The organism is Cellulomonas sp. KRMCY2, assembly GCF_000526515.1.
GTDB lineage: Bacteria > Actinomycetota > Actinomycetes > Actinomycetales > Cellulomonadaceae > Actinotalea.
On the sequence record NZ_JAGF01000001.1, the window covers coordinates 3639365 to 3657488 of the forward strand.

An 18124-nucleotide genomic window follows, 5' to 3' on the forward strand; every position below is an offset into this window, starting at 1 on the left:
GGTCGATCATCCCTTCATCGGCGCGGGCCATGCCGCGGCCAGTCGCTCACGTGTCTCGCCGAGCAGCTCCGGGAGCGCTTTCGTCCTGCCGATGATCGGCAGGAAGTTGGCGTCGCCGGCCCATCGGGGCACGACGTGCTGGTGCAGGTGCGCGGTGATCCCGGCACCGGCCACGGCGCCCTGGTTCATGCCGAGGTTGAAGCCCTGCGGTGACATCACCTGCTGGAGCACCCGCATCGCCGTCTGGGTGAGCAGGGCGACCTCCGCCGTCTCGTCGACGTCGAGGTCCGGGAAGCCCGCGACGTGCCGGTACGGCACGACCATCAGGTGCCCGGAGTTGTACGGGTACAGGTTGAGCAGGACGTAGGCATGCGTCCCGCGTGCGACGAGCAGAGCATCGGTGTCCGTACGACCCGGAGCCCGGCAGAACGGGCACTCCTCGACGCTGTCGCCGACCGGCTTGTCCTGACCACCGATGTAGACCATCCGGTGAGGTGTCCACAGCCGGTCGTAGCCGTCCGGGTCGCCGGCCAGCTCCGAGCCCTGCTCGATGCGGCTCGGCACGGTCCGGTCGGCCTCGTCGGACCCGTCAGACCTGGACACGGTCCCGCACGGCTGCGACGACCCGCTCGACCGCCTCCGCGACCGGCACCCCGTTGTCCTGCCGCCCGTCGCGGTAGCGGAACGAGACGGCACCGGCCTCGACGTCCTCACCGCCGGCGATCAGGACGAAGGGCACCTTCTGGGTGCTCGCGGTGCGGATCTTCTTGCCGAACCGGTCGTCCGAGGTGTCGAGCTCGGCACGGATGCCGTGTGCCCGCAGCTGCGACACCACGTCGGCGAGGTAGTCGTTGAACGGCTCGGCGACCGGGACGGCGATCACCTGGACCGGCGCGAGCCAGGCCGGGAACGCGCCCGCGTAGTGCTCGGTCATGATCCCGAAGAACCGCTCGATCGACCCGAACAGCGCGCGGTGGATCATCACGGGCCGCTGCCGGCTCCCGTCCGGGGCGGTGTACTCGAGCTCGAAGCGTTCCGGCAGGTTGAAGTCGAGCTGGATCGTCGACATCTGCCAGGTCCGGCCGATCGCGTCCTTGACCTGCACCGAGATCTTCGGTCCGTAGAACGCCGCACCGCCCGGGTCGGGGACGAGCTCGAGCCCGGAGGCGAGCCCGACCTCCTCGAGCGTGCGGGTCGCCTCGTCCCAGGCCTCCTCGGGACCGACGCACTTGTCCGGGTTGCGGGTCGACAGCTCGAGGTAGAAGTCCTCGAGCCCATAGTCCTTGAGCAGCTGCAGGACGAACTGCAGGGTCTGCGTGAGCTCGTCCTTCATCTGGTCGCGCGTGCAGTAGATGTGGGCGTCGTCCTGGGTCAGCCCGCGGACGCGCGTCAGGCCGTGCACCACACCCGACTTCTCGTACCGGTAGACGGTGCCGAACTCGAACAGCCGCAGCGGCAGCTCGCGGTAGGAGCGCCCACGCGACCGGAAGATCAGGTTGTGCATCGGGCAGTTCATCGGCTTGAGGTAGTAGTCCTGGCCGGGCTTGCGCACGATGCCGTCGTCGTCGACCTCCGCGTCGATGTGCATCGGCGGGAACATGCCGTCCGCGTACCAGTCCAGGTGCCCCGAGATCTCGTAGAGGTGCGCCTTGGTGATGTGCGGGGTGTTGACGAAGGAGTAGCCGGCCTCGATGTGGCGCGCACGGGAGTAGTTCTCCATCTCCGTGCGCATGATCCCGCCCTTGGGGTGGAACACCGGCAGACCTGAGCCGAGCTCCTCGGGGAAGGAGAACAGGTCGAGCTCCGCGCCGATCCGCCGGTGGTCCCGGCGCTCGGCCTCGGCGACCCGCTCGAGGTGCGCGCGCAGCTCATCCTTGGTCGGCCAGGCCGTGCCGTAGACGCGCTGGAGCTGAGGGTTCTTCTCCGAGCCGCGCCAGTAGGCCGCAGCCGAGCGGGTCAGCTGGAAGCCGTTGGCGATCAACCGCGTGCTGGGCAGGTGCGGTCCGCGGCACAGGTCCTGCCAGGCCACCGAACCGTCCCGCTTGAGGTTCTGGTAGATGCTCAGCCCGCCGAGGCCGACCTCGACCGAGGCACCGTCGGCCGCCTCGGCTGCGGTGCCCTTGAGCCCGATGAGCTCGAGCTTGAAGGGCTCCGCTGCCAGCTCGGTACGCGCCTCGTCCTCGGTCAGGTCCCACCGCCGGAAGGTCTGCCCCTCCTTGACGATGCGCTGCATCACCTTCTCGAGCGCCTTGAGGTCCTCGGGGGTGAAGGGTGTCTCGACATCGAAGTCGTAGTAGAACCCGTCGGTGATCGGCGGCCCGATCCCGAGCCGCGCTGCCGGGTTGATCTCCTGGACCGCCTGGGCCAGGACGTGGGCCGCGGAGTGTCGCAGGACCGCGAGCCCGTCGGGTGAGTCGATCGTCACGGCCTCCACGCGGGAGCCTGCCTCGAGGGCGGTGGCGAGGTCCGTGAGCTCGCCGTCCACGCGCAGCACGACGACGTCGCGGCGATCGGCGAAGAGCTCCGTGCCGCTCGTCCCGGCGTCAACTGCTCGTTCGACTCCGTCAACGGTCAGGGTGATCTGGGACACGGGTGCTGCTCCTCGGGTGGTCGGCCCCACGATGCTACCGAGGCCGGGCCGTCCCGAGGTACGGACGGGCGAGCTGTGACGACTGCTCCGGACGGGTGATGGTGCCCCGGACCGGGCGGGTGAATTATCGTGGGCCGATACCTGGGATGACCGGTCTGACCAGGGAAGTCACAGTCTGTCATCTCGCCGTGCACCCGAAAGTCCACCCGTTTGACGGATGACGGATGTGTAAAGAAGTGGGCGATACTGGGTTCGAACCAGCGACCTCCTCGGTGTGAACGAGGCGCTCTACCACTGAGCCAATCGCCCGCAGTGCCGGGCGAACAGCTCATCGCACGACAACGCCATGATGTTAGCGAATGCTCGGCCGATTACCGAACCCTGGTGCTCGGCGGGTTGTCTCCATCAAGATGTGGCGGGGCCGGAGCAGACGACGACGGACAACGAGGGAGAAGGAGGGATGACGATGCCTGGAGCAGTGGGTGGCACCTTCGAGGTCGTCCCGATGCATCTCGTGCTCTCGGACGCGAGCGTCCTGCCGATCAGTGCAGAGCTCAGCTTCGACCCATCCGATCCGTACACCGTGCGGATCGCGTTCAGTGGCGCGCACTCGACGTCGACCTGGTTGATCGGCCGAGAGCTCATCGCTCACGGCGTCCTCGCGGACTCGAACGCCCCGGCCGGTACGGGTGACGTGCGGATCTGGCGTGACGAGGACCCGACCTACCTGCTGGTCGCGCTGAGCGGCGTTGAGGGTGAGGCCCTGCTCGCAGGGCCGGCCGAACCCTTCGTCCACTTCCTCTCCGAGACGGTGGAGCTCGTGCCGTTCGGTGCCGAGAGCCCGCGCATGGAAGATGAGATCTCGCGTCTGATCGTGACCCTCCTCGACGCCTGACCCGCTGGGTCACGGATCGAGCAAGGTCACGGATCGGTCGGGGTCACGGATCGAGCTGCTGGGCCGCCCGCCACGCGTACGTCTCGCATGCGCGCACCGTGAGCGGCCCCGGCTCGATCTCGCGTCCGTCCAGCGCAACCACCGGGACGATCGTTCGCACCGACCCCGTGATGGCCAGGTGCGCACGGCCGGCGTCGACCTCGTCGAGCACCGCATAGCCGAGCTCGCCGTGCGCTGCCTCCCGGACCGGCAGCCCGGCATCCGCCGACCACTCCAGGACGAGCTCCCTGGTGATCCCGGCCAGGCACCCGCTGCTCAACGGCGGCGTGACGAGCTCGCCCGACCGCTCGACGAAGACGTTGCTCCCGGTTCCCTCGCACAGGTCTCCCACCGTGTTGGCGAGCAGCGCCTCGTCCGCCCCACCCGCGACGGCCCGGGCGAGCGCCACGACGTTCTCGGCGTACGACGTCGTCTTGAGGCCGGCGACCGCCGATCGCTCGTTCCGGGTCCACGGCACCCGTACGACGCGCGCAGGTGCGGGGGCCGTCGCCGGACCGGCGACGACCAGGACGCTCTGCCTGCCCGGTGTCCGGCCCGACCCGAGCGGCCCGAGGCCGGCGGTCAGGGTGATCCGGAGCCGTCCCAGGTCCGTACCGGCCGCGAGCACCGCCTCGACGCCGCTGCGCACGAGGTCGAGGTCCGGGTCCTCGAGGCCGAGGCCGCGTGCGGACCGGACCAGACGAGCCAGGTGCCGGGTCAGCGCGAAGGCCGTCCCGTGGACGACCCCGCACGTCTCGAATACCCCGTCGCCCACCGTGACGCCGTGATCGACGGCGGTCAGCACAGGTTCGGCGGGATCACGCAACCGGCCGTCCGCCCACACCACGATCTGCCCCACGTCAGCTCCCTCCGTGCCACGACCGGCATCGCCCGGCTCTGCGTGCATCCTTGCTCAGTCGGGCGTGGAGGCAAGGGCGACGAGCCGGTCCGCCTTGAGCTCGGTCTCCGCCCACTCCTGCTCGGCCACGCTCCCCCAGGTGATCCCGGCGCCGGTGCCGAAGTGCAGCCGACCGCCGTCGTCGTCGGTCCACCAGAAGGTGCGGATGGCCACCGCGATCTCCGCGCGGCCGGCATCGGAGTCGATCCAGCCCACGGCACCGCAGTACGGGCCGCGAGGGACCGGCTCGAGCTCGTCGATCACCTGCAGGGCGGTGTGCTTCGGAGCTCCGGAGACGGACGCAGGCGGGTAGGTCGCCCGCAGGACGGCTGCCCAGTCGGTCGTCGTGTCGCGCAGGCGACCCTGGACCGTCGTCACCAGGTGGACCAGGCCCGGGTGCCGCTCGAGCGCTAGGAGACCGATCACCTCGACCGTCCCCGGCTCGCAGACCCGCTGCAGGTCGTTGCGGACCATGTCCGCGATCATCACGTTCTCGGCGCGATCCTTGTCGCTCAGCCCGCCGGGCTCGACCGCCGTGCCCTTGATCGGTCCCGAGGTGATCAGGCCGTCGCCGACCCGCAGGAACAGCTCGGGAGACGCCGTGACGACCCAGACCGGTGGCAGCGACGAGCCGAGCGGGACGTGGATGCCGCCGGCGTACGGGGCGGGGTTGCCGGCCCGCAGCCGTGCGGCCAGCGCCAGCGGATCCGGTTCGGAACCTGGCCGGCCCGGGACGGCAGCACTCAGGACCCGACAGAGGTTGACCTGGTAGACGTCACCAGCCCGCACCCGTCGTCGAATCGTCCGGACGCCCGAGAGGTAGTCGCGCTCGTCGATCGACGAGGACCACGCGTCGCGTGCCGGCGGGGACCAGCCCGACGAGGCGCTCGGGACGGGCTCCGCTCCCCCGCGGTCCACGTCGGCGAACCGCCATGCCCGGACCCGCCCCTCGAAGTCGCCGACGACCACCCAGAAGCCGCCTGCCGCCACCCGATCGGCCTCGTCGTCCAGGTCGACGCACTCCACGGCCCCGCGCGCCCGAACTCCCGCGAACCAGGCCTCGCCAGGTCCTGCCGCCGGCGTCGGGTGCGCTGGGACCCGCTCGTGCCGGGGGGTCGGATCAGCCACCGGCACAACCTAGCGCCGAGGCCGCTGCGGGCCGCGCTGCACCGCGACCCGCCAGCGGCGTGGCCGGTTGGACTCTCGTCGCAGCGGTCGGTTAGAGTTCGGGACGCACACGACGCCGGACCTGTTCCGGAGCGTGTCGCGCGGACGTGGCTCAGTGGTAGAGCATCACCTTGCCAAGGTGAGGGTCGCGGGTTCGAATCCCGTCGTCCGCTCGAAGGCAGCATCCTGGGACGGTTCCCGGAACCGGACCTGGGCTTGGGCCTTTGCGGTGGAGTGGCCGAGAGGCGAGGCAGCGGCCTGCAAAGCCGTCCACACGGGTTCGAATCCCGTCTCCACCTCGTACGACATCTCACCTGATGAGGGCTTGGCCGCAGTACCCCGGGCGATTGGCGCAGCGGTAGCGCGCTTCCCTGACACGGAAGAGGTCACTGGTTCGATCCCAGTATCGCCCACCAGAGTTTGCGCAGGTCAGAGGCCGTTTCGGACGCAGCCCGGGGCTGCCTTGATCATGCCCGTACGCCAACCTCAGACGCCAACGGGGGCCGCGTACCCCCGCCCTGACGAACGCCGGCGGATGCGCACGGACCCGCGTGGGAGCCTCGTGAGGTGGCGGTGACCCCTTCCCTTTGGGGGACCCCGGAAGAGGTCACCGCCCAGGCATCGCTGCCCTACACCACCCGGGCATGCGACCTGGCGACCTCCCGTCAGCCGCGGGAGCCAGATCCGGGCGAGCGTAGCCGCCCTCAGTGCCATGAGCGGATGTCAGATCACCCTCGCGTGGCTGCTCTGAGCCGGCCAGTGAGGGTCCAGGACACGTCCAGGTCGGTGAGGCTGAGGTTGCTCGCTTCGTCGGCTCCGCCGAGGAACAGAGGGACCGTGTAGCCAGCGCACTGGTCGAACCCGATCGGCTCGGGGTGCTGGCGTAGCCACTGCTCGAAGAAGCCCGAGGCAAGGGCCGCGTCGGTGTACTCCACCAGCTCGGTGTCGTGGAACGCGGAGAAGGCGCACGGGATCTCCAGGACCTCACCGGCCCCGATGTCGAACAAGACGGTGTACGGGTCGTCGTGAGCGGCGCGCGAGGCATCGAGGGAGAACTGGCGCCCGAGCCAGTCCATACCGAAGCAGGCGATCCGTCAGACCCCGCTCGTCAAGGGTGGCCGTGTCACCTTGCGCAGATGCTCCCGGTGCAGCGCTCTATCGGGAAGCCCTGCTCGCTGGGGTTCAGGTTGTTGCTCACACCTGGCGTGATGGTCTCGCCGGCGGTCGGCGGGGAGACGACGAAGGCGATGGTGAGGGCGACCGCGAGAGCCAGGGCGATGGCCGCGACGGTCAGGAGCACGCGGCGGGCCGAGGCCCGGGGAAGCGCCGAGAGTTGCACGGTGGCAGACATCTGAGGTCCGTTCCGGGCCGCAAGTCCGTTGCGTCCCTTGGGTAGTCCGGCGGTACCGGGTCGGCACCGATCCGATGTGGTCAACGATCGGCACCGTGGGTCAGCCGCGGTATTCGCCTTCGGGCGTATTCCGCAGCAGTGTGGGCGGTCGTACCGTGGAGGCACCGCAGGGGGACCTGGTGCCTTGGAGGAGCCATGGACAGCAGCCATCTTCGTGAGGGCGATGTCGACCTGATGCTGCGGGTGATCGAGGACGGCCGACACGACGACCCAGGCGAGCAGATGCCATGGGCGCTGCTGGAGGGTCTGCAGGCGCTGATCCCTGCCGACCTGGGCGCCAGCTACCAGCACTACGACTACCTCGAGCACCACACACTCGTGATGCAGGCCGTGACGGGTGAGGGCCTCCACGAAGGCCCCGACTACGCTGACATCGGGCAGGGCGACCCGTTCTGGCAGCACTGGTGGGCCAGCTACTGCTCGTATCCCCAGCGGGCGGGGGACCTGGTGAGTGTCGTCCACACCGGCGACTTCTTCGCCACCGAGCGGGATCGCCTGGCCCATCCGATGAGCGAGGTTCTGGACGACCTGAAGTACTCAATGATCGTTTCACTGCCCGCGCCGCCGGGCCAGGCCCGCCGAGTGCTGTTCCAGCGGTGGTCCGGCCCGTCGTTCAGCGAGCGTGACCGGCAGGTCGCTGCGCTGCTCCGCCCTCACCTCGAAGAGATCTGGCTGGACGCCGAGCGGCGGCGACACGGCATCCCGCAACTCACGCCGCGGGAGTGGCAGGTACTCGCGATGGCGGCGGCGGGCCTGTCATACGCGCAGATCGCGCATGAGCTCTTCGTGTCGTTGGGCACGGTGCGCAAGCACACGGAGCACGTCCGGGATCGGCTCGGTGTGCACACCATAGGTGCGGCCGCGGCCCTCGCGCTGCCGCATGCACCGGCCGCTATCCGCATGACCGTCCCGGCTCCCGCCTGATTGGTCGGGCGGATCTCCCTGACACCAGGTCCTCGCTACCGCAACGTGGCGATCGGCTGCCGCTCGAAACACGACAGGCACCACCCTGGTTTCCGCCCGAGCCGACCTTCCGGAAGGACTCATCGGGACGCGTCATCACTTCCCCGAGGCTCCCCCTCAGAGACATCCGCAGCTCGGATTAGCGAGCATGTCGGCGGGGCAACAGCGCGCCCGACGGCACCTCATAGCACTTGTTATACTCGACAGATGACTCCTCCCCTGGCTCAGGTTGCTCACGACGCGGACCAGGCGGTGCTCGCCGCCCGCGCCGCGCTGGTTCGTGCCGTGCGCCAGGCAGCCGCTGAAGGGATGACGCAGGCCGAAATCGCTGCGCAGATCGGGCGCTCGCAGCCGGAGGTGTCCCGGCTGCTGCGCTTCCACGGCACCAGCCCCCTGGCGCGCCGGTTGCGAACTCACCGCGCCGAGGTGCTCCATCTGATCGCCGCGGCCGGCGGCACCAACGTTCGTGTGTTCGGGTCGGTCGCGCGCGGCACGGACCAGGCGGGCTCGGACATCGACCTGGCGTTCACCATGAGTCGTCCCCTGAGCCTGTTCGAGCTCGAGGATCTCGAGCACCGCGTCGCGCACGCCGTCGGCGCCGCAGTGGACCTCGTCCCAGACCATGCGATCCGCCCCGCGCCGCGCAGCCGCGTCCTGACCGAGGCAGTTCCCCTGTGAGCCGTGGCAACAGACCCGTAGCGGACGTGCTCAGCGATGCGCTGAGCCACCTGGACGCGGTCGCCGACTACGCCATCGGCAACCTGAAGGAACAGAAGACCGTCGATGCGATCTGTATGCGACTGTCCGCCGCGATCGAAGCCCTCGCCGACCTCGACGAGACCACGCGCACGGACCTCTTCGGATCGACCTGGCCGCAGATGTGGGGCATGCGCAACCGCATCGCCCACGGCTACCTGCTGGTCAATCCCCCCATCGTCCGCGCCACCGTCGAACGCGACCTCCCGATCATCACCCGTGCCGTCAGACTCGGGCTGCGCGAACCGACCTGACGTCCGGTGCCCGCGCCGGCGTACGCCAACTGCGTACGCCAACCAGCTTCCGTTCGCGTCCGTCCGCGACGGTTCGCGGGCCGTGACGCAGGCGCCTGACCTGCACAGACGTACACCGGCGGACACGCGCGAGGCCCACTCCGATCACTGACACGGAAGAGGTCACTGGTTCGATCCCAGTATCGCCCACCAGCATCAGACGACGATGCAGCAGGTCACAGGCCGTTCCGGAGAGCTCCGGGGCGGCCTTCGGCAGCTCCTCCGTGACCGCGATCAGGCCCGGTCGGCCGCCGGGGCGACGGTGCTCACGTCGTTGGTGGCGGCCCAGCTGGCCAGCAGGGCCCGAGCATCCGCGCTGGGGCTGCCTGGCTCTGCCGTGTACACCAGAAGGGTCAGGCCCGGGTCCGCGGGCAGCGGGAGCGTGTCGTACATCAGCTCCAGTCGCCCGACGACCGGGTGGTTGATGACCTTGTTCCCGGTGCGGTGCAGGCGCACGTCGTGCGCTGCCCACCGGGTGCGGAACTCCTCGCTGCGGGTGGACAGCTCCCCGACCAGGTCCGACAGTGCCCGGTCGTAGGGGTTGCGACCGGCCAAGCCGCGCAGGATGCCGACCGTGTCGTCGGCCGCCCGGTCCCAGTTCGCCCAGTAGTCCTTCGCCGCCGGGTCCAGGAACGCGAAGCGGGCGTGGTTCGCAGGTCGAACGGGGTCCCGGTACAGCGGGGCGTACAGCGCGCGGCCCAGGGCGTTCGTCGCCAGGATGTCGAGACGGTCGTTGCGGACCACCGCCGGGGCGCCCGTCATGGCATCGAGCAGGGCCTGGATGCTCGGGCGCACCGTCCCCTGCGCAGGGCGCCGACGCGCCTTCGCGGGGCTCGTCCCCGCCGCACGTGCCAGGTCGACGAGGTGGACGCGCCCCGCCTCGTCGAGCTGCAGCGCGGTCGCGAGCGCGTCCAGGACGCTCTCCGAGACACCGCTGAGGTTGCCCCGCTCGAGGCGGACGTAGTAGTCCACCGAGACGCCGGCAAGCGTCGCGACCTCCTCGCGGCGCAGCCCGGTCACCCGGCGGTTGGTGCCGTAGGCGGGGAGACCGGCCTGCTGCGGGGTGAGCCTGGCTCGCCGAGAGGTCAGGAAGTCCCGGATCTCGTCGCGGTCGTCCATGCCGTCGACGGTACGTCCGACCGGACCGAGCCGGGAGACCCTGTCAGTACCTGGACCAGCGGGCCCACCACCTTCGCGCTGAACGGGGCGTCCGGGACTCGACCGACACGGATCGGCGACGCCGCGACACGGCGCTCAGAGCAGTCATCCGCCATGCTTGCCCCTGCCGGCAGAAGCTCGGCGTGCCACGACCTCGGAGTGAGAGTGTCGATCCTGTCCCGTCCCGCAGCAGCAGCATCGGTCGCACGGCTCCTCCAGGCAGGGGCAGCCGTGGCGGCCGCCGGGTTGGAGCGCCGTGCGCGGCGGCGCCTGCCCGAGTACGACGTCCCGGTGCACTCCCTCGAGGTGCCGACGTCGATCGGCCCCGTGCGAGTCGGGGTGTACCGGCCGCGCGACGTCGACGAGTCGCCGGCTGTGCACGTCAATTTCCACGGCGGCGGGTACGTGCTGGCGATCACCGCCATCGACGATCCGATCTGCCGCACCCTCGCCGCCCTGACCGGGTCGGTCGTCCTCAACGTCGACTACGCGGTCGCACCACGCCACCGATTCCCGGCTCCGCCCCACCAGGCGTACGAGGTCGTGCGCTGGGTGGCAGACCATGGGCACGAGCACGGGTGGGACAGCTCCCGCCTCACCGTTGGCGGGCAGAGCGCGGGCGGTGGGCTGGCAGCGGCGGTCGCCCGACTCGCGTTCGAGGACGACGGACCAGCGCTCGCCCTGCAGGTCCTGCACTACCCGCCGCTCGACCTGACCGTGCCCGTGTCCCAGAAGCGGTCGCTCGTGGCCAGACCGGTGCTGCGTCCGTGGATGGGTGAGGTCTACGACACCGCCTACGCGCCCGATCCTGCGACCCGCGCCGATCGGCTGGTCTCACCGGCAGGCGCAGCCGACACCGCGGACCTGACCGGTATCGCCCCCGCCGTCGTCATCGCCGCCGAGTACGACGTGCTCCGCGACGAAGCTCGTCGCTACGGCGATCGGCTCCGGGGTTTCGGCGCGCTCGTCGAGTACCGGGAGGTACCCGGAGCCGATCACGGCTACGACGTCAGCGACGACCTCCGCGCACGCAAGACGTACGCCTTCATCGCCGACCACCTGCGCGTCGCCACGGCCCGCTGAGTCGCCACGGCCCCCTGAGTCGCCACGGCCCGCTGACCCGGGTCAGAGGTCGTGCTCGGCGAGCTCACGGAACTCGTCGGGCACGGTGGCGCCCCGACGCCGCACCGCCGGCAGGTAGCCGACCGCGTCGCCGCCGAACCGGGTACGGATCGCGTCCATCGAGCCGTCCGCCGCCCGTCGAGCCGCGCCGGTCGCCGACCCGGGACGCCAGGGGTCGTTCGGTGCGAGGTCGAGCTCGGGCTGGATCGTGCGCTGATCGGTGAGGTTCGACACCGACACGGCGAGCAGGGTGACCTCCGGCTGGTCGGGGTTGTCCTCGATCGCGGACCACACCAGTCGTTCGGCGACCTCGGTCAGCGTGAGCGTGGCCGCAACGGGCTCGGCGAGGGTGCGGGAACGGGTCACCGACCGCATCCCAGCGAACCGCACCGTGACGGTGATGGTGCGCCCGGCCCGGTGCTTGGCCCGCATCCGGCGCGCCACGCGGTCGGCGAGGTGTGCCAGCACGGCCCGCACCTCTTCGGGTTGCGGGCGGTGTCGGCCCATGGCTGACTGAGCGCCCACCGACCGGGCGCGGTGCGCGGTCGCGATCCGGCGTGGGTCCTCGTCGTGGGCCATGGCGCTGAGCTTGTGCCCGACGGCGTGGCCGAGGATGTGCTCGACCGCCGACGACGGGGTCTGCGCGAGCTCGCCGATCGTCCGGATGCCGAGGTCCGCGAGCCGCCGCTCGTTGACCGGGCCGACGCCCCAGATCAGACCGACCGGCAACGGGTCGAGGAACTCCCGCTCGGCTCCCGGCTGGACCACGATCAAGCCGTCCGGCTTCGCCACCTGGGACGCAATCTTGGCCAGGTGCTTCGTCCGAGCGGCACCGACCGAGATCGCCAGGCCGATCTCCCGCCGGACCCGTCGCCGGATCGCCGCCCCGATGGCCTCCGGCGGGCCGAACAGATGGGTCGCGCCGGAGACGTCGAGGAAGGCCTCGTCGATCGAGATGCGCTCGACCAGCGGCGTGACATCCGCCAGGACGGCCATCACCGCATCGGCGAGCCGCTGGTACTCACCGAAGTGGCCTCGGACGAACCACAGCTCAGGGCACAACCGGGCCGCACGCCAGCCCGGCATGCCGCCCTGCACCCCGAAAGCCTTGGCCTCGTAGGAGGTCGCGAGCACGACACCGCCGGTCGGCCCTCCGCCGACAGCGATCGGCCGGCCGCGCAGTGCAGGGTCGAGCAGCTGCTCGACCGATGCGTAGAAGGCGTCGAGGTCAGCGTGCAGGATCGTGGGGCCGCCGACGGGCATGGTCCCAGGGTAGTCGAACACCTGTTCGAGCCACCAGGGCGTAGGGCCTCAGGTTGCTGCAGGCGCCTGGTATCGGTGAGCGGGGTCGCCGGCGTCGGCCGGATGGTCACTGCGGTGCACGATTCCACCTTGCAGGCTCAGTGCGCTCATCACCAGCGGGAAGTGGCTGAAGGCCTGCGGGGTGTTGCCCAGGTGGCGGCGTGCTCGGGGGTCCCACTCCTCGCTGAGCAGTCCGACGTCGTTGCGCAGGGTCAGCAACCGCTCGAAGAGCTCGGTCGCCTCGCGCCGGCGCCCCACGCCGACCAACGCGTCGACGAGCCAGAAGGAGCAGGCCAGGAACATCCCCTCACCGGGGGGAAGCCCGTCGTCGACGGTGCTGGTGCGGTAGCGGAGCACCAGGCCGTCGACCACGAGGTCCCGCTCGACGGCAGCCAACGTCCCGAGCGCGCGCGGGTCGTCATACGGCAGGAAGCCCACCCTCGGGATCAGCAGGAGGCTCGCATCGAGGGCCGTGCCGCCGTAGGCCTGGACGAACGTGTTCCGGGCCGCGTCGAAACCGTGGGCCAGGACGTCGGCACGGATCTCCGCGCGCATGGCCGCCCACCGGCGGGCCGGCCCCGGCAGGCCGTAACGCCGGGCCCCGTCGACCATCCGGTCGGCCGCCACCCATGCCATCACCTTGGAGTAGGTGAAGTGCTGTCGCGGACCGCGCATCTCCCACAGCCCGTTGTCGGGTTCTCGCCACGCCCCCTCCAGATGGTCCAGGAGTGCCGTCTGGATCTCCCACGAGTCGTCACGGGGATCCTCGAAGGCACGCCGGGCCAGCGAGAGCCCGTCGAGGACCTCACCCCACACGTCGAGCTGCAGCTGGCCGGTGGCGGCATTGCCGGTGCGCACCGGTTGCGAGCCCTCGTAGCCGGCCAACCACGCCAGCTCGCTCTCGGGGAGGCGACGACGCCCGTCGACGCCGTAGACGACCTGCAGGTCGGCAGGATCACCGGCAACGGCACGCAGCAACCACTCGCGCCACGCGACAGCCTCCTCCGTGTAGCCGGTGATCAAGGACCTCTGGACCGGTTCGCGATAGGTGCCATGGACCCGACTGCGCTGCGTCCACCGCTGCCAGTAGGCGACGGTGTCGTCGAGCGCCGCGAACGCGTCGACCGGCGCCGGGCGTGGCTCGTGGCTCGGTGCCCAGGTGAGGACGAAGGGCACCCGGTCACCCGGCCCGACCGCGACGTCGCCGACCGTCGCCCAGTCCTGCCCCCGGAGCCGGACCCCCGCTGTCATGTAGGCGGAGTCGGGACCGGCGACAGCCGACATGCTGTGGCCCTCGTGCCGCACCCAGGGGATGACGTGACCGTCGTCGAACCTCAGGCGCAGCGAGCTGCGGACCCGGACCCGCCCGCGCACGCCTTCGACGATCCTGACCACGTGCGGGACGGTGGCGCGGGGCGGCATCAGGTCGAGCACCCGGATCTGGCCGTCGACGGTCGTGTGGATCGTCTCGAGGACCAGGGTGTCCGGCAGGTACCGACGGCTGGTGTCGATCGGGTCGCCGACCGGACCGAGCTGCCAGCACCCGGCGCGTTCGGAGTCGAGGAGCGCCGCGAAGCAGGCCGGCGAGTCGAACCGTGGCAGGCACAGCCAGTCGATGGAGCCCGTCCGGTCGACCAGCGCTGCGCTGTGCAGATCGCCGATCAGCGCGTAGTCCTCGATGCGTGCCACCGTGTCACGGCTCGGTTCTGCTCGGTGCGGTTCTGCCCGCGTCGGCTCCGGCACCCGGTACCGGGCCGTGCGCCGTCTCGGGGCCGGGCCCGGGCCGCCCCAGCTGCGACTCGATGGACCGCAGTCGCGTGTCGATCTCCGCCAGGTGCGCGAGGATCTGCGCATCCGCGGACGCCTCCCGGGCCTCGTACGGGGCGTCCTGCTCGCGCACGAACAACGACGCCAGGGACGCGCTCACCATGGCGAGCAACAGGAATCCGACGACCATCAGGACCACCGACAGGGCGGCCCCGACCGCCGTGCGGGGCGGTTCGCCGATGAACCCCACGGTCGTGATGAGACTGATCGACCACCACAGGCCCCGCCAGAAGGACGCGACCGTGTGGGTCTCGATCGCCGCCGTCGCACCCGCGGTGACGATCAGGATCACCAGCGATGCCAGCAGGGCCGGCCAGAGCCACGCGCGCCGCACCCGGAACCGTCGCGGGTGTGCCATGGGCCCTCCTCATGGTGGACGACGGACATCTCTGGTCATGCTCGCACGGCCCTATGCTCGAACGTGCCCCTGGGAGGCTCCGATGGCTCCGGTCGAGATGTCGAGCGAGACGTTCGACGCCCTGGTCACCGACGCCCTGGACGCCCTGCCGGAGTGGATGGCGCCCAACCTCGCCGAGATCGTCGTGCTGGTCGAGGACGAGCCCCCGCCCGGGACGACCGCCCCGGGGACGACCCTGCTGGGGCTGTTCCACGGCATCCCGATCACGGTGCACGGCGGACGGGTGGCTGGATCGATGCCGGACACGATCACCCTCTACCGGCGGCCCGTCCTCGGCGCGTGCGACACCCCCGCGGCGGTCGCGGCCCGGGTGCTCAAGGTGCTCGGTCACGAGGTCGGCCACGCCATGGGCATCAGCGAGGCGGAGCTGCGTTCGCTCGGCTGGCACTAGGGCGCGGCGGCGAAGGCCCGGGCTGCCGACGTGCGATCAGTCGGCGGTGACCTCGGTGACGCGACCGTCCTCGACGTGCAGGCGCCTGGTCAGCCGGACGGTCTCGAGCATCCGACGGTCGTGCGTGACCAGGAGGATCGTCCCGTCGAAGGTGTCGAGCGCCGACTCGAGCTGCTCGATCGCGGGCAGGTCCAGGTGGTTCGTCGGCTCGTCGAGGACCAGCAGGTTGACGCCGCGGGCCTGCAGGAGCGCGAGCGCCGCACGGGTGCGCTCGCCGGGCGACTGGGAGGCCGCGGGCCGGTTCACGTGGTGCCCACCGAGCCCGAACTTGGCCAGCAGCGTCCGCACGTCCGCGTTCGTCCAGTCCGGCACCTGGCGCGCGAAGGCGGTCACCAGTGGTTCGTCACCCTCGAACGCGCGCCGGGCCTGGTCGACCTCGCCGACCAGCACGCCCGATCCGAGCTCGACCGCACCGGAGGTCGGCGCCAGGCGTCCGAGCAGCAGGGCCAGCAAGGTCGACTTCCCGGCCCCGTTCGGGCCGGTGACGGCGACCCGGTCGCGCCAGTCGATCTGCAGGTCCACCGGGCCGAGGGTGAAGTCGCCACGTCGGACCGTCGCACTGCGGGCCACCGCGACCACCGCGCCGGATCGAGGGCCTGCGGCGATCGTCAGCTGGAGCTGCCACTCCTTGCGCGGCTCCTCGACGACGTCGAGCCGACTGATCAGGCGATCGGTCTGCCGCGCCTTCGCAGCCTGCTTCTCCGAGCCCTCGGTGCGGAACTTGCGGCCGATCTTGTCGTTGTCGGGTGCCTTGCGCCGGGCGTTCTTGACGCCCTTGTCCATCCAGGCGCGCTGCATCCGGGCGCGCGCCTTGAGGGCGTCGAGCCGGGAGGCATAGCCGTCGTACGCCTCGCGTGCGCGCCTGCGGGCGATCGACCGCTCCTCGAGGTACGAGTCATAGCTGCCGCCGTACGTGACGACGCGCTGCAGGCTCCGGTCGATCTCGACGACCGAGGTGACCGTCCGGCTGAGGAACTCGCGGTCGTGGCTCACGACGACGATCGGGGCCTCGGAACGGTCGACGAAGTCCTCGAGCAGGTCGAGTCCCGCGGCATCGAGGTCGTTGGTCGGCTCGTCGAGCAGGTAGAGGTCGTACCGCGAGAGCAGCAGGGCCGCGAGACCGACGCGCGCCGCCTGACCACCGGACAGCGCTGCCATCGGCAGGTCCAGGTCGACGGCCAGGCCCAGGTCGTCGACGACCTGGGCGAGCCGCGTCTCGAGGTCCGCTCCCCCGAGGCCCAACCAACGTTCCAGCGCCTCGGCGAAGGCGTCGTCGGCACCGGGCAGGCCGACGCCGAGCGCATCGGCGGTCGCGTCCAGCCTCGCCTGGGCGGGTGCCACGCCGGTGCGCCGCTCGAGGTGGGCCCGCACCGACTCGCCGTCGAGACGCTCGATCTCCTGGGCCAGGTAGCCGAGCTGGGCGTGCGCGGGCGACACCGCGACGCTGCCGACGTCGGGCAGCCGACGTCCCCCGAGGATCTGCAGCAGGGTCGACTTGCCCGCACCGTTCGGCCCGACCAGGCCCACCACGTCACCAGGCGCGACGACGAGGTCGACGCCGGCGAACAGCCCGCGGTCACCGAAGCCCGCGGCCACGTCCTTCGCCTGCACGGTTGCCGTCACGCTCGCCATTCTCCCGTGCCGCGAGCCATGCCCGGCACCGCGGTCACCGGCGCGGTCTCGCCGAGCGGGTCACACCGAGCCGGTCAGGAGCGCCGATCCAGGACCAGACCCGGCCGCCGGGCGTCGTCCACCCGGAGCACGACGTCGGCAGTCTCCTCGGGCGCGACCTCGTCCGTGTACCGCGCATACGCCGGCAGCGTCCACTCCTCGTCGGGTGGCGTGCGACGTGCGCGCGTGTCCGCCCGGAGCGCCAGGTGCACCGTGAGGTCCAGGTCGAGCCACCTGCCCAGCAGCATCGCGCCGTCGATCAGGAGCACGCCGCCGGCCGGAGCGGCGGCGTACGGCACCCTGGTGGCACGGTCCAGGCGCGCGTCCCACAGGGACGGCAGGTAGCGGCCCGTGCCACCCGGACCCCACGGATCGACCACCTCGCGCGCCAGCGCACCGACGTCCACCTGGTCGTAGTACCCGTCCGGGTCGTGCCGCCCGTACTCGAGCCGCACCGACGCCGGGCGCAGGAAGTCCGTCGCGTGAACCCGCACCACCGAGCGGCCGATGGCCCGCAACGGGTCGACCAGTGCGTCGGCGAGCTCCTCGGGGTGGGTGGACGGATGTCCGTCGACGACGACCCGCAGCCGCGCCTCGGGGCGTCGGCCCACGACGTCGACGAGGTGGCCGACGACGCCGTCCGGCGTCAGTGGTCGGACCTGCACGCCACGCCCTGCTCCGCCGCGCCGTCCAGGTAGACCCATGCGCCGGCTTCGCGCACGAACCGACTGACCTCGTGCTGCGAACCCGCGCCACGGTCCGAGCGGTACCAGGCACGGAAGGTGACGGTGCCCTCAGTGCCGCCGATGCCGCCGCGGGAGGTGTCCAGGATGTCGAGCCGGTACCAGCGGACGTCCATGTCCAGCTCGAGGTCGCCCGGCCGGGTCGTCGAGTGCCACGTCCACCGCAGGTAGTCGACATCGCCCACCGCGTACGCGCTGAACCGCGACCGCATGAGGAGCTCCGCCGTCGGCGCGAGCAGCTCGCCGCGATGGAGCCGTCCGCAGCACTGGTCGTACGTCTGCCCGCTCAGGCACGGGCACCGGGTCGTGGGCACCCCACCAGTATCCGCGGCTCGGGCGGGACCCGGCCGGCGTGGGCTAGCGTCGCGGTGGCGAGCCCGATGCGCTCGCGCGACGCGCGGCTCGAACGAGAGGACGACG

The 18124-nt window shown here is 71.0% G+C and carries 19 protein-coding genes and 4 tRNA genes; 9 read left to right on the forward strand and 14 right to left on the reverse strand.

All coding sequences use genetic code 11. The annotated features are described in order from the left end of the window. Positions 1-6 precede the first annotated feature (6 nt). The 3 genes from K415_RS0117075 to K415_RS0117085 form a co-directional block, all read right to left on the reverse strand. Positions 7-603 (reverse strand): HIT domain-containing protein, encoded by a 597-nt coding sequence (locus K415_RS0117075; protein ID WP_081785079.1) that lies wholly within the window; start codon positions 601-603, stop codon positions 7-9. Continuing rightward, positions 590-2590 (reverse strand): threonine--tRNA ligase, encoded by a 2001-nt coding sequence (gene thrS / locus K415_RS0117080; RefSeq protein WP_024288259.1) that lies wholly within the window; start codon positions 2588-2590, stop codon positions 590-592. Before thrS ends, K415_RS0117075 begins: the two co-directional genes overlap by 14 nt. Positions 2591-2827: 237 nt before the next feature. Beyond that, a tRNA-Val gene (locus K415_RS0117085) sits at positions 2828-2899 on the reverse strand. A gap of 157 nt (positions 2900-3056) precedes the next feature. Here K415_RS0117085 and K415_RS0117090 point away from each other — a divergent pair. Then, positions 3057-3485: an SsgA family sporulation/cell division regulator gene (locus tag K415_RS0117090; protein WP_024288260.1), complete on the forward strand. Its 429-nt coding sequence runs from the start codon at positions 3057-3059 to the stop codon at positions 3483-3485. Positions 3486-3528: 43 nt separating this feature from the next. Here the strand turns inward: K415_RS0117090 and K415_RS0117095 are convergent, their stop codons facing one another. Together K415_RS0117095 and K415_RS0117100 are read right to left on the reverse strand one after the other, a co-directional pair. Further along, positions 3529-4383 (reverse strand): aminotransferase class IV, encoded by an 855-nt coding sequence (locus tag K415_RS0117095; RefSeq protein WP_231494923.1) that lies wholly within the window; start codon positions 4381-4383, stop codon positions 3529-3531. A gap of 54 nt (positions 4384-4437) precedes the next feature. Continuing rightward, positions 4438-5550, reverse strand: coding sequence for a chorismate-binding protein (locus K415_RS0117100; RefSeq protein ID WP_081785080.1), 1113 nt, complete (start codon positions 5548-5550; stop codon positions 4438-4440). Positions 5551-5690: 140 nt separating this feature from the next. Here K415_RS0117100 and K415_RS0117105 point away from each other — a divergent pair. From K415_RS0117105 to K415_RS0117115, 3 genes are all read left to right on the forward strand, one after another. Beyond that, positions 5691-5762: transfer RNA gene (locus K415_RS0117105), tRNA-Gly, on the forward strand. Positions 5763-5817: 55 nt separating this feature from the next. Beyond that, positions 5818-5888, forward strand: a tRNA-Cys gene (locus K415_RS0117110). A 42-nt stretch (positions 5889-5930) separates the two neighbouring features. Further along, positions 5931-6005: transfer RNA gene (locus K415_RS0117115), tRNA-Val, on the forward strand. Positions 6006-6317: 312 nt separating this feature from the next. On the opposite strand, the gene K415_RS0117120 is transcribed toward K415_RS0117115, so the two are convergent. Both K415_RS0117120 and K415_RS0117125 read right to left on the reverse strand, forming a co-directional pair. Beyond that, positions 6318-6665, reverse strand: a complete 348-nt coding sequence (locus K415_RS0117120) for a hypothetical protein (RefSeq protein ID WP_024288263.1) — start codon at positions 6663-6665, stop codon at positions 6318-6320. Positions 6666-6712: 47 nt separating this feature from the next. Further along, positions 6713-6940, reverse strand: a complete 228-nt coding sequence (locus K415_RS0117125; protein ID WP_024288264.1) for a hypothetical protein — start codon at positions 6938-6940, stop codon at positions 6713-6715. Positions 6941-7135: 195 nt separating this feature from the next. On the opposite strand from K415_RS0117125, the gene K415_RS23005 reads away from it, so the two are divergent. From K415_RS23005 to K415_RS0117140, 3 genes are all read left to right on the forward strand, one after another. Beyond that, the gene (locus tag K415_RS23005; protein WP_024288265.1) at positions 7136-7924 is read left to right on the forward strand and encodes a helix-turn-helix transcriptional regulator; all 789 of its coding nucleotides are present in this window, start codon (positions 7136-7138) and stop codon (positions 7922-7924) included. A 291-nt stretch (positions 7925-8215) separates the two neighbouring features. Beyond that, positions 8216-8641 (forward strand): nucleotidyltransferase family protein, encoded by a 426-nt coding sequence (locus tag K415_RS0117135; protein ID WP_197024752.1) that lies wholly within the window; start codon positions 8216-8218, stop codon positions 8639-8641. A gap of 26 nt (positions 8642-8667) precedes the next feature. Continuing rightward, on the forward strand, positions 8668-8973 hold the full coding sequence (locus K415_RS0117140; RefSeq protein WP_024288267.1) for a DUF86 domain-containing protein: 306 nt from the start codon (positions 8668-8670) through the stop codon (positions 8971-8973). A gap of 273 nt (positions 8974-9246) precedes the next feature. Here K415_RS0117140 and K415_RS0117145 read toward each other — a convergent pair whose 3' ends face one another. Next, the gene (locus tag K415_RS0117145; protein WP_024288268.1) at positions 9247-10131 is read right to left on the reverse strand and encodes a helix-turn-helix transcriptional regulator; all 885 of its coding nucleotides are present in this window, start codon (positions 10129-10131) and stop codon (positions 9247-9249) included. Positions 10132-10335: 204 nt separating this feature from the next. Between K415_RS0117145 and K415_RS0117150 the strand changes: the two genes are divergently transcribed. Next, positions 10336-11253 carry an alpha/beta hydrolase gene (locus K415_RS0117150; RefSeq protein ID WP_024288269.1) on the forward strand — a complete coding sequence of 306 codons (918 nt, stop codon included), beginning with the start codon at positions 10336-10338 and terminating at the stop codon, positions 11251-11253. 42 nt (positions 11254-11295) lie between these two features. Here K415_RS0117150 and dinB read toward each other — a convergent pair whose 3' ends face one another. Genes dinB through K415_RS23010 form a run of 3 tightly spaced genes read right to left on the reverse strand, consistent with a single transcriptional unit; the run spans position 11296 to position 14779 of the window. Further along, a complete protein-coding gene (gene dinB / locus K415_RS0117155; RefSeq protein WP_029664032.1) occupies positions 11296-12555 on the reverse strand; it encodes a DNA polymerase IV in 1260 nt (419 codons plus the stop codon). A 48-nt stretch (positions 12556-12603) separates the two neighbouring features. Further along, positions 12604-14283: a glycoside hydrolase family 15 protein gene (locus K415_RS0117160; RefSeq protein ID WP_024288271.1), complete on the reverse strand. Its 1680-nt coding sequence runs from the start codon at positions 14281-14283 to the stop codon at positions 12604-12606. A 4-nt stretch (positions 14284-14287) separates the two neighbouring features. Further along, a complete protein-coding gene (locus K415_RS23010) occupies positions 14288-14779 on the reverse strand; it encodes a potassium channel family protein (protein ID WP_024288272.1) in 492 nt (163 codons plus the stop codon). A gap of 82 nt (positions 14780-14861) precedes the next feature. Between K415_RS23010 and K415_RS24370 the strand changes: the two genes are divergently transcribed. Then, positions 14862-15230 carry a metallopeptidase family protein gene (locus K415_RS24370; protein WP_024288273.1) on the forward strand — a complete coding sequence of 123 codons (369 nt, stop codon included), beginning with the start codon at positions 14862-14864 and terminating at the stop codon, positions 15228-15230. A 36-nt stretch (positions 15231-15266) separates the two neighbouring features. Here K415_RS24370 and K415_RS0117175 read toward each other — a convergent pair whose 3' ends face one another. From K415_RS0117175 to K415_RS0117185, 3 genes are all read right to left on the reverse strand, one after another. Then, positions 15267-16913: an ABC-F family ATP-binding cassette domain-containing protein gene (locus tag K415_RS0117175; protein WP_024288274.1), complete on the reverse strand. Its 1647-nt coding sequence runs from the start codon at positions 16911-16913 to the stop codon at positions 15267-15269. A gap of 83 nt (positions 16914-16996) precedes the next feature. Next, on the reverse strand, positions 16997-17626 hold the full coding sequence (locus K415_RS0117180; protein ID WP_024288275.1) for a uridine kinase: 630 nt from the start codon (positions 17624-17626) through the stop codon (positions 16997-16999). Then, positions 17608-18018, reverse strand: a complete 411-nt coding sequence (locus K415_RS0117185; protein ID WP_024288276.1) for a YchJ family protein — start codon at positions 18016-18018, stop codon at positions 17608-17610. Before K415_RS0117185 ends, K415_RS0117180 begins: the two co-directional genes overlap by 19 nt. Positions 18019-18124: the final 106 nt, after the last annotated feature.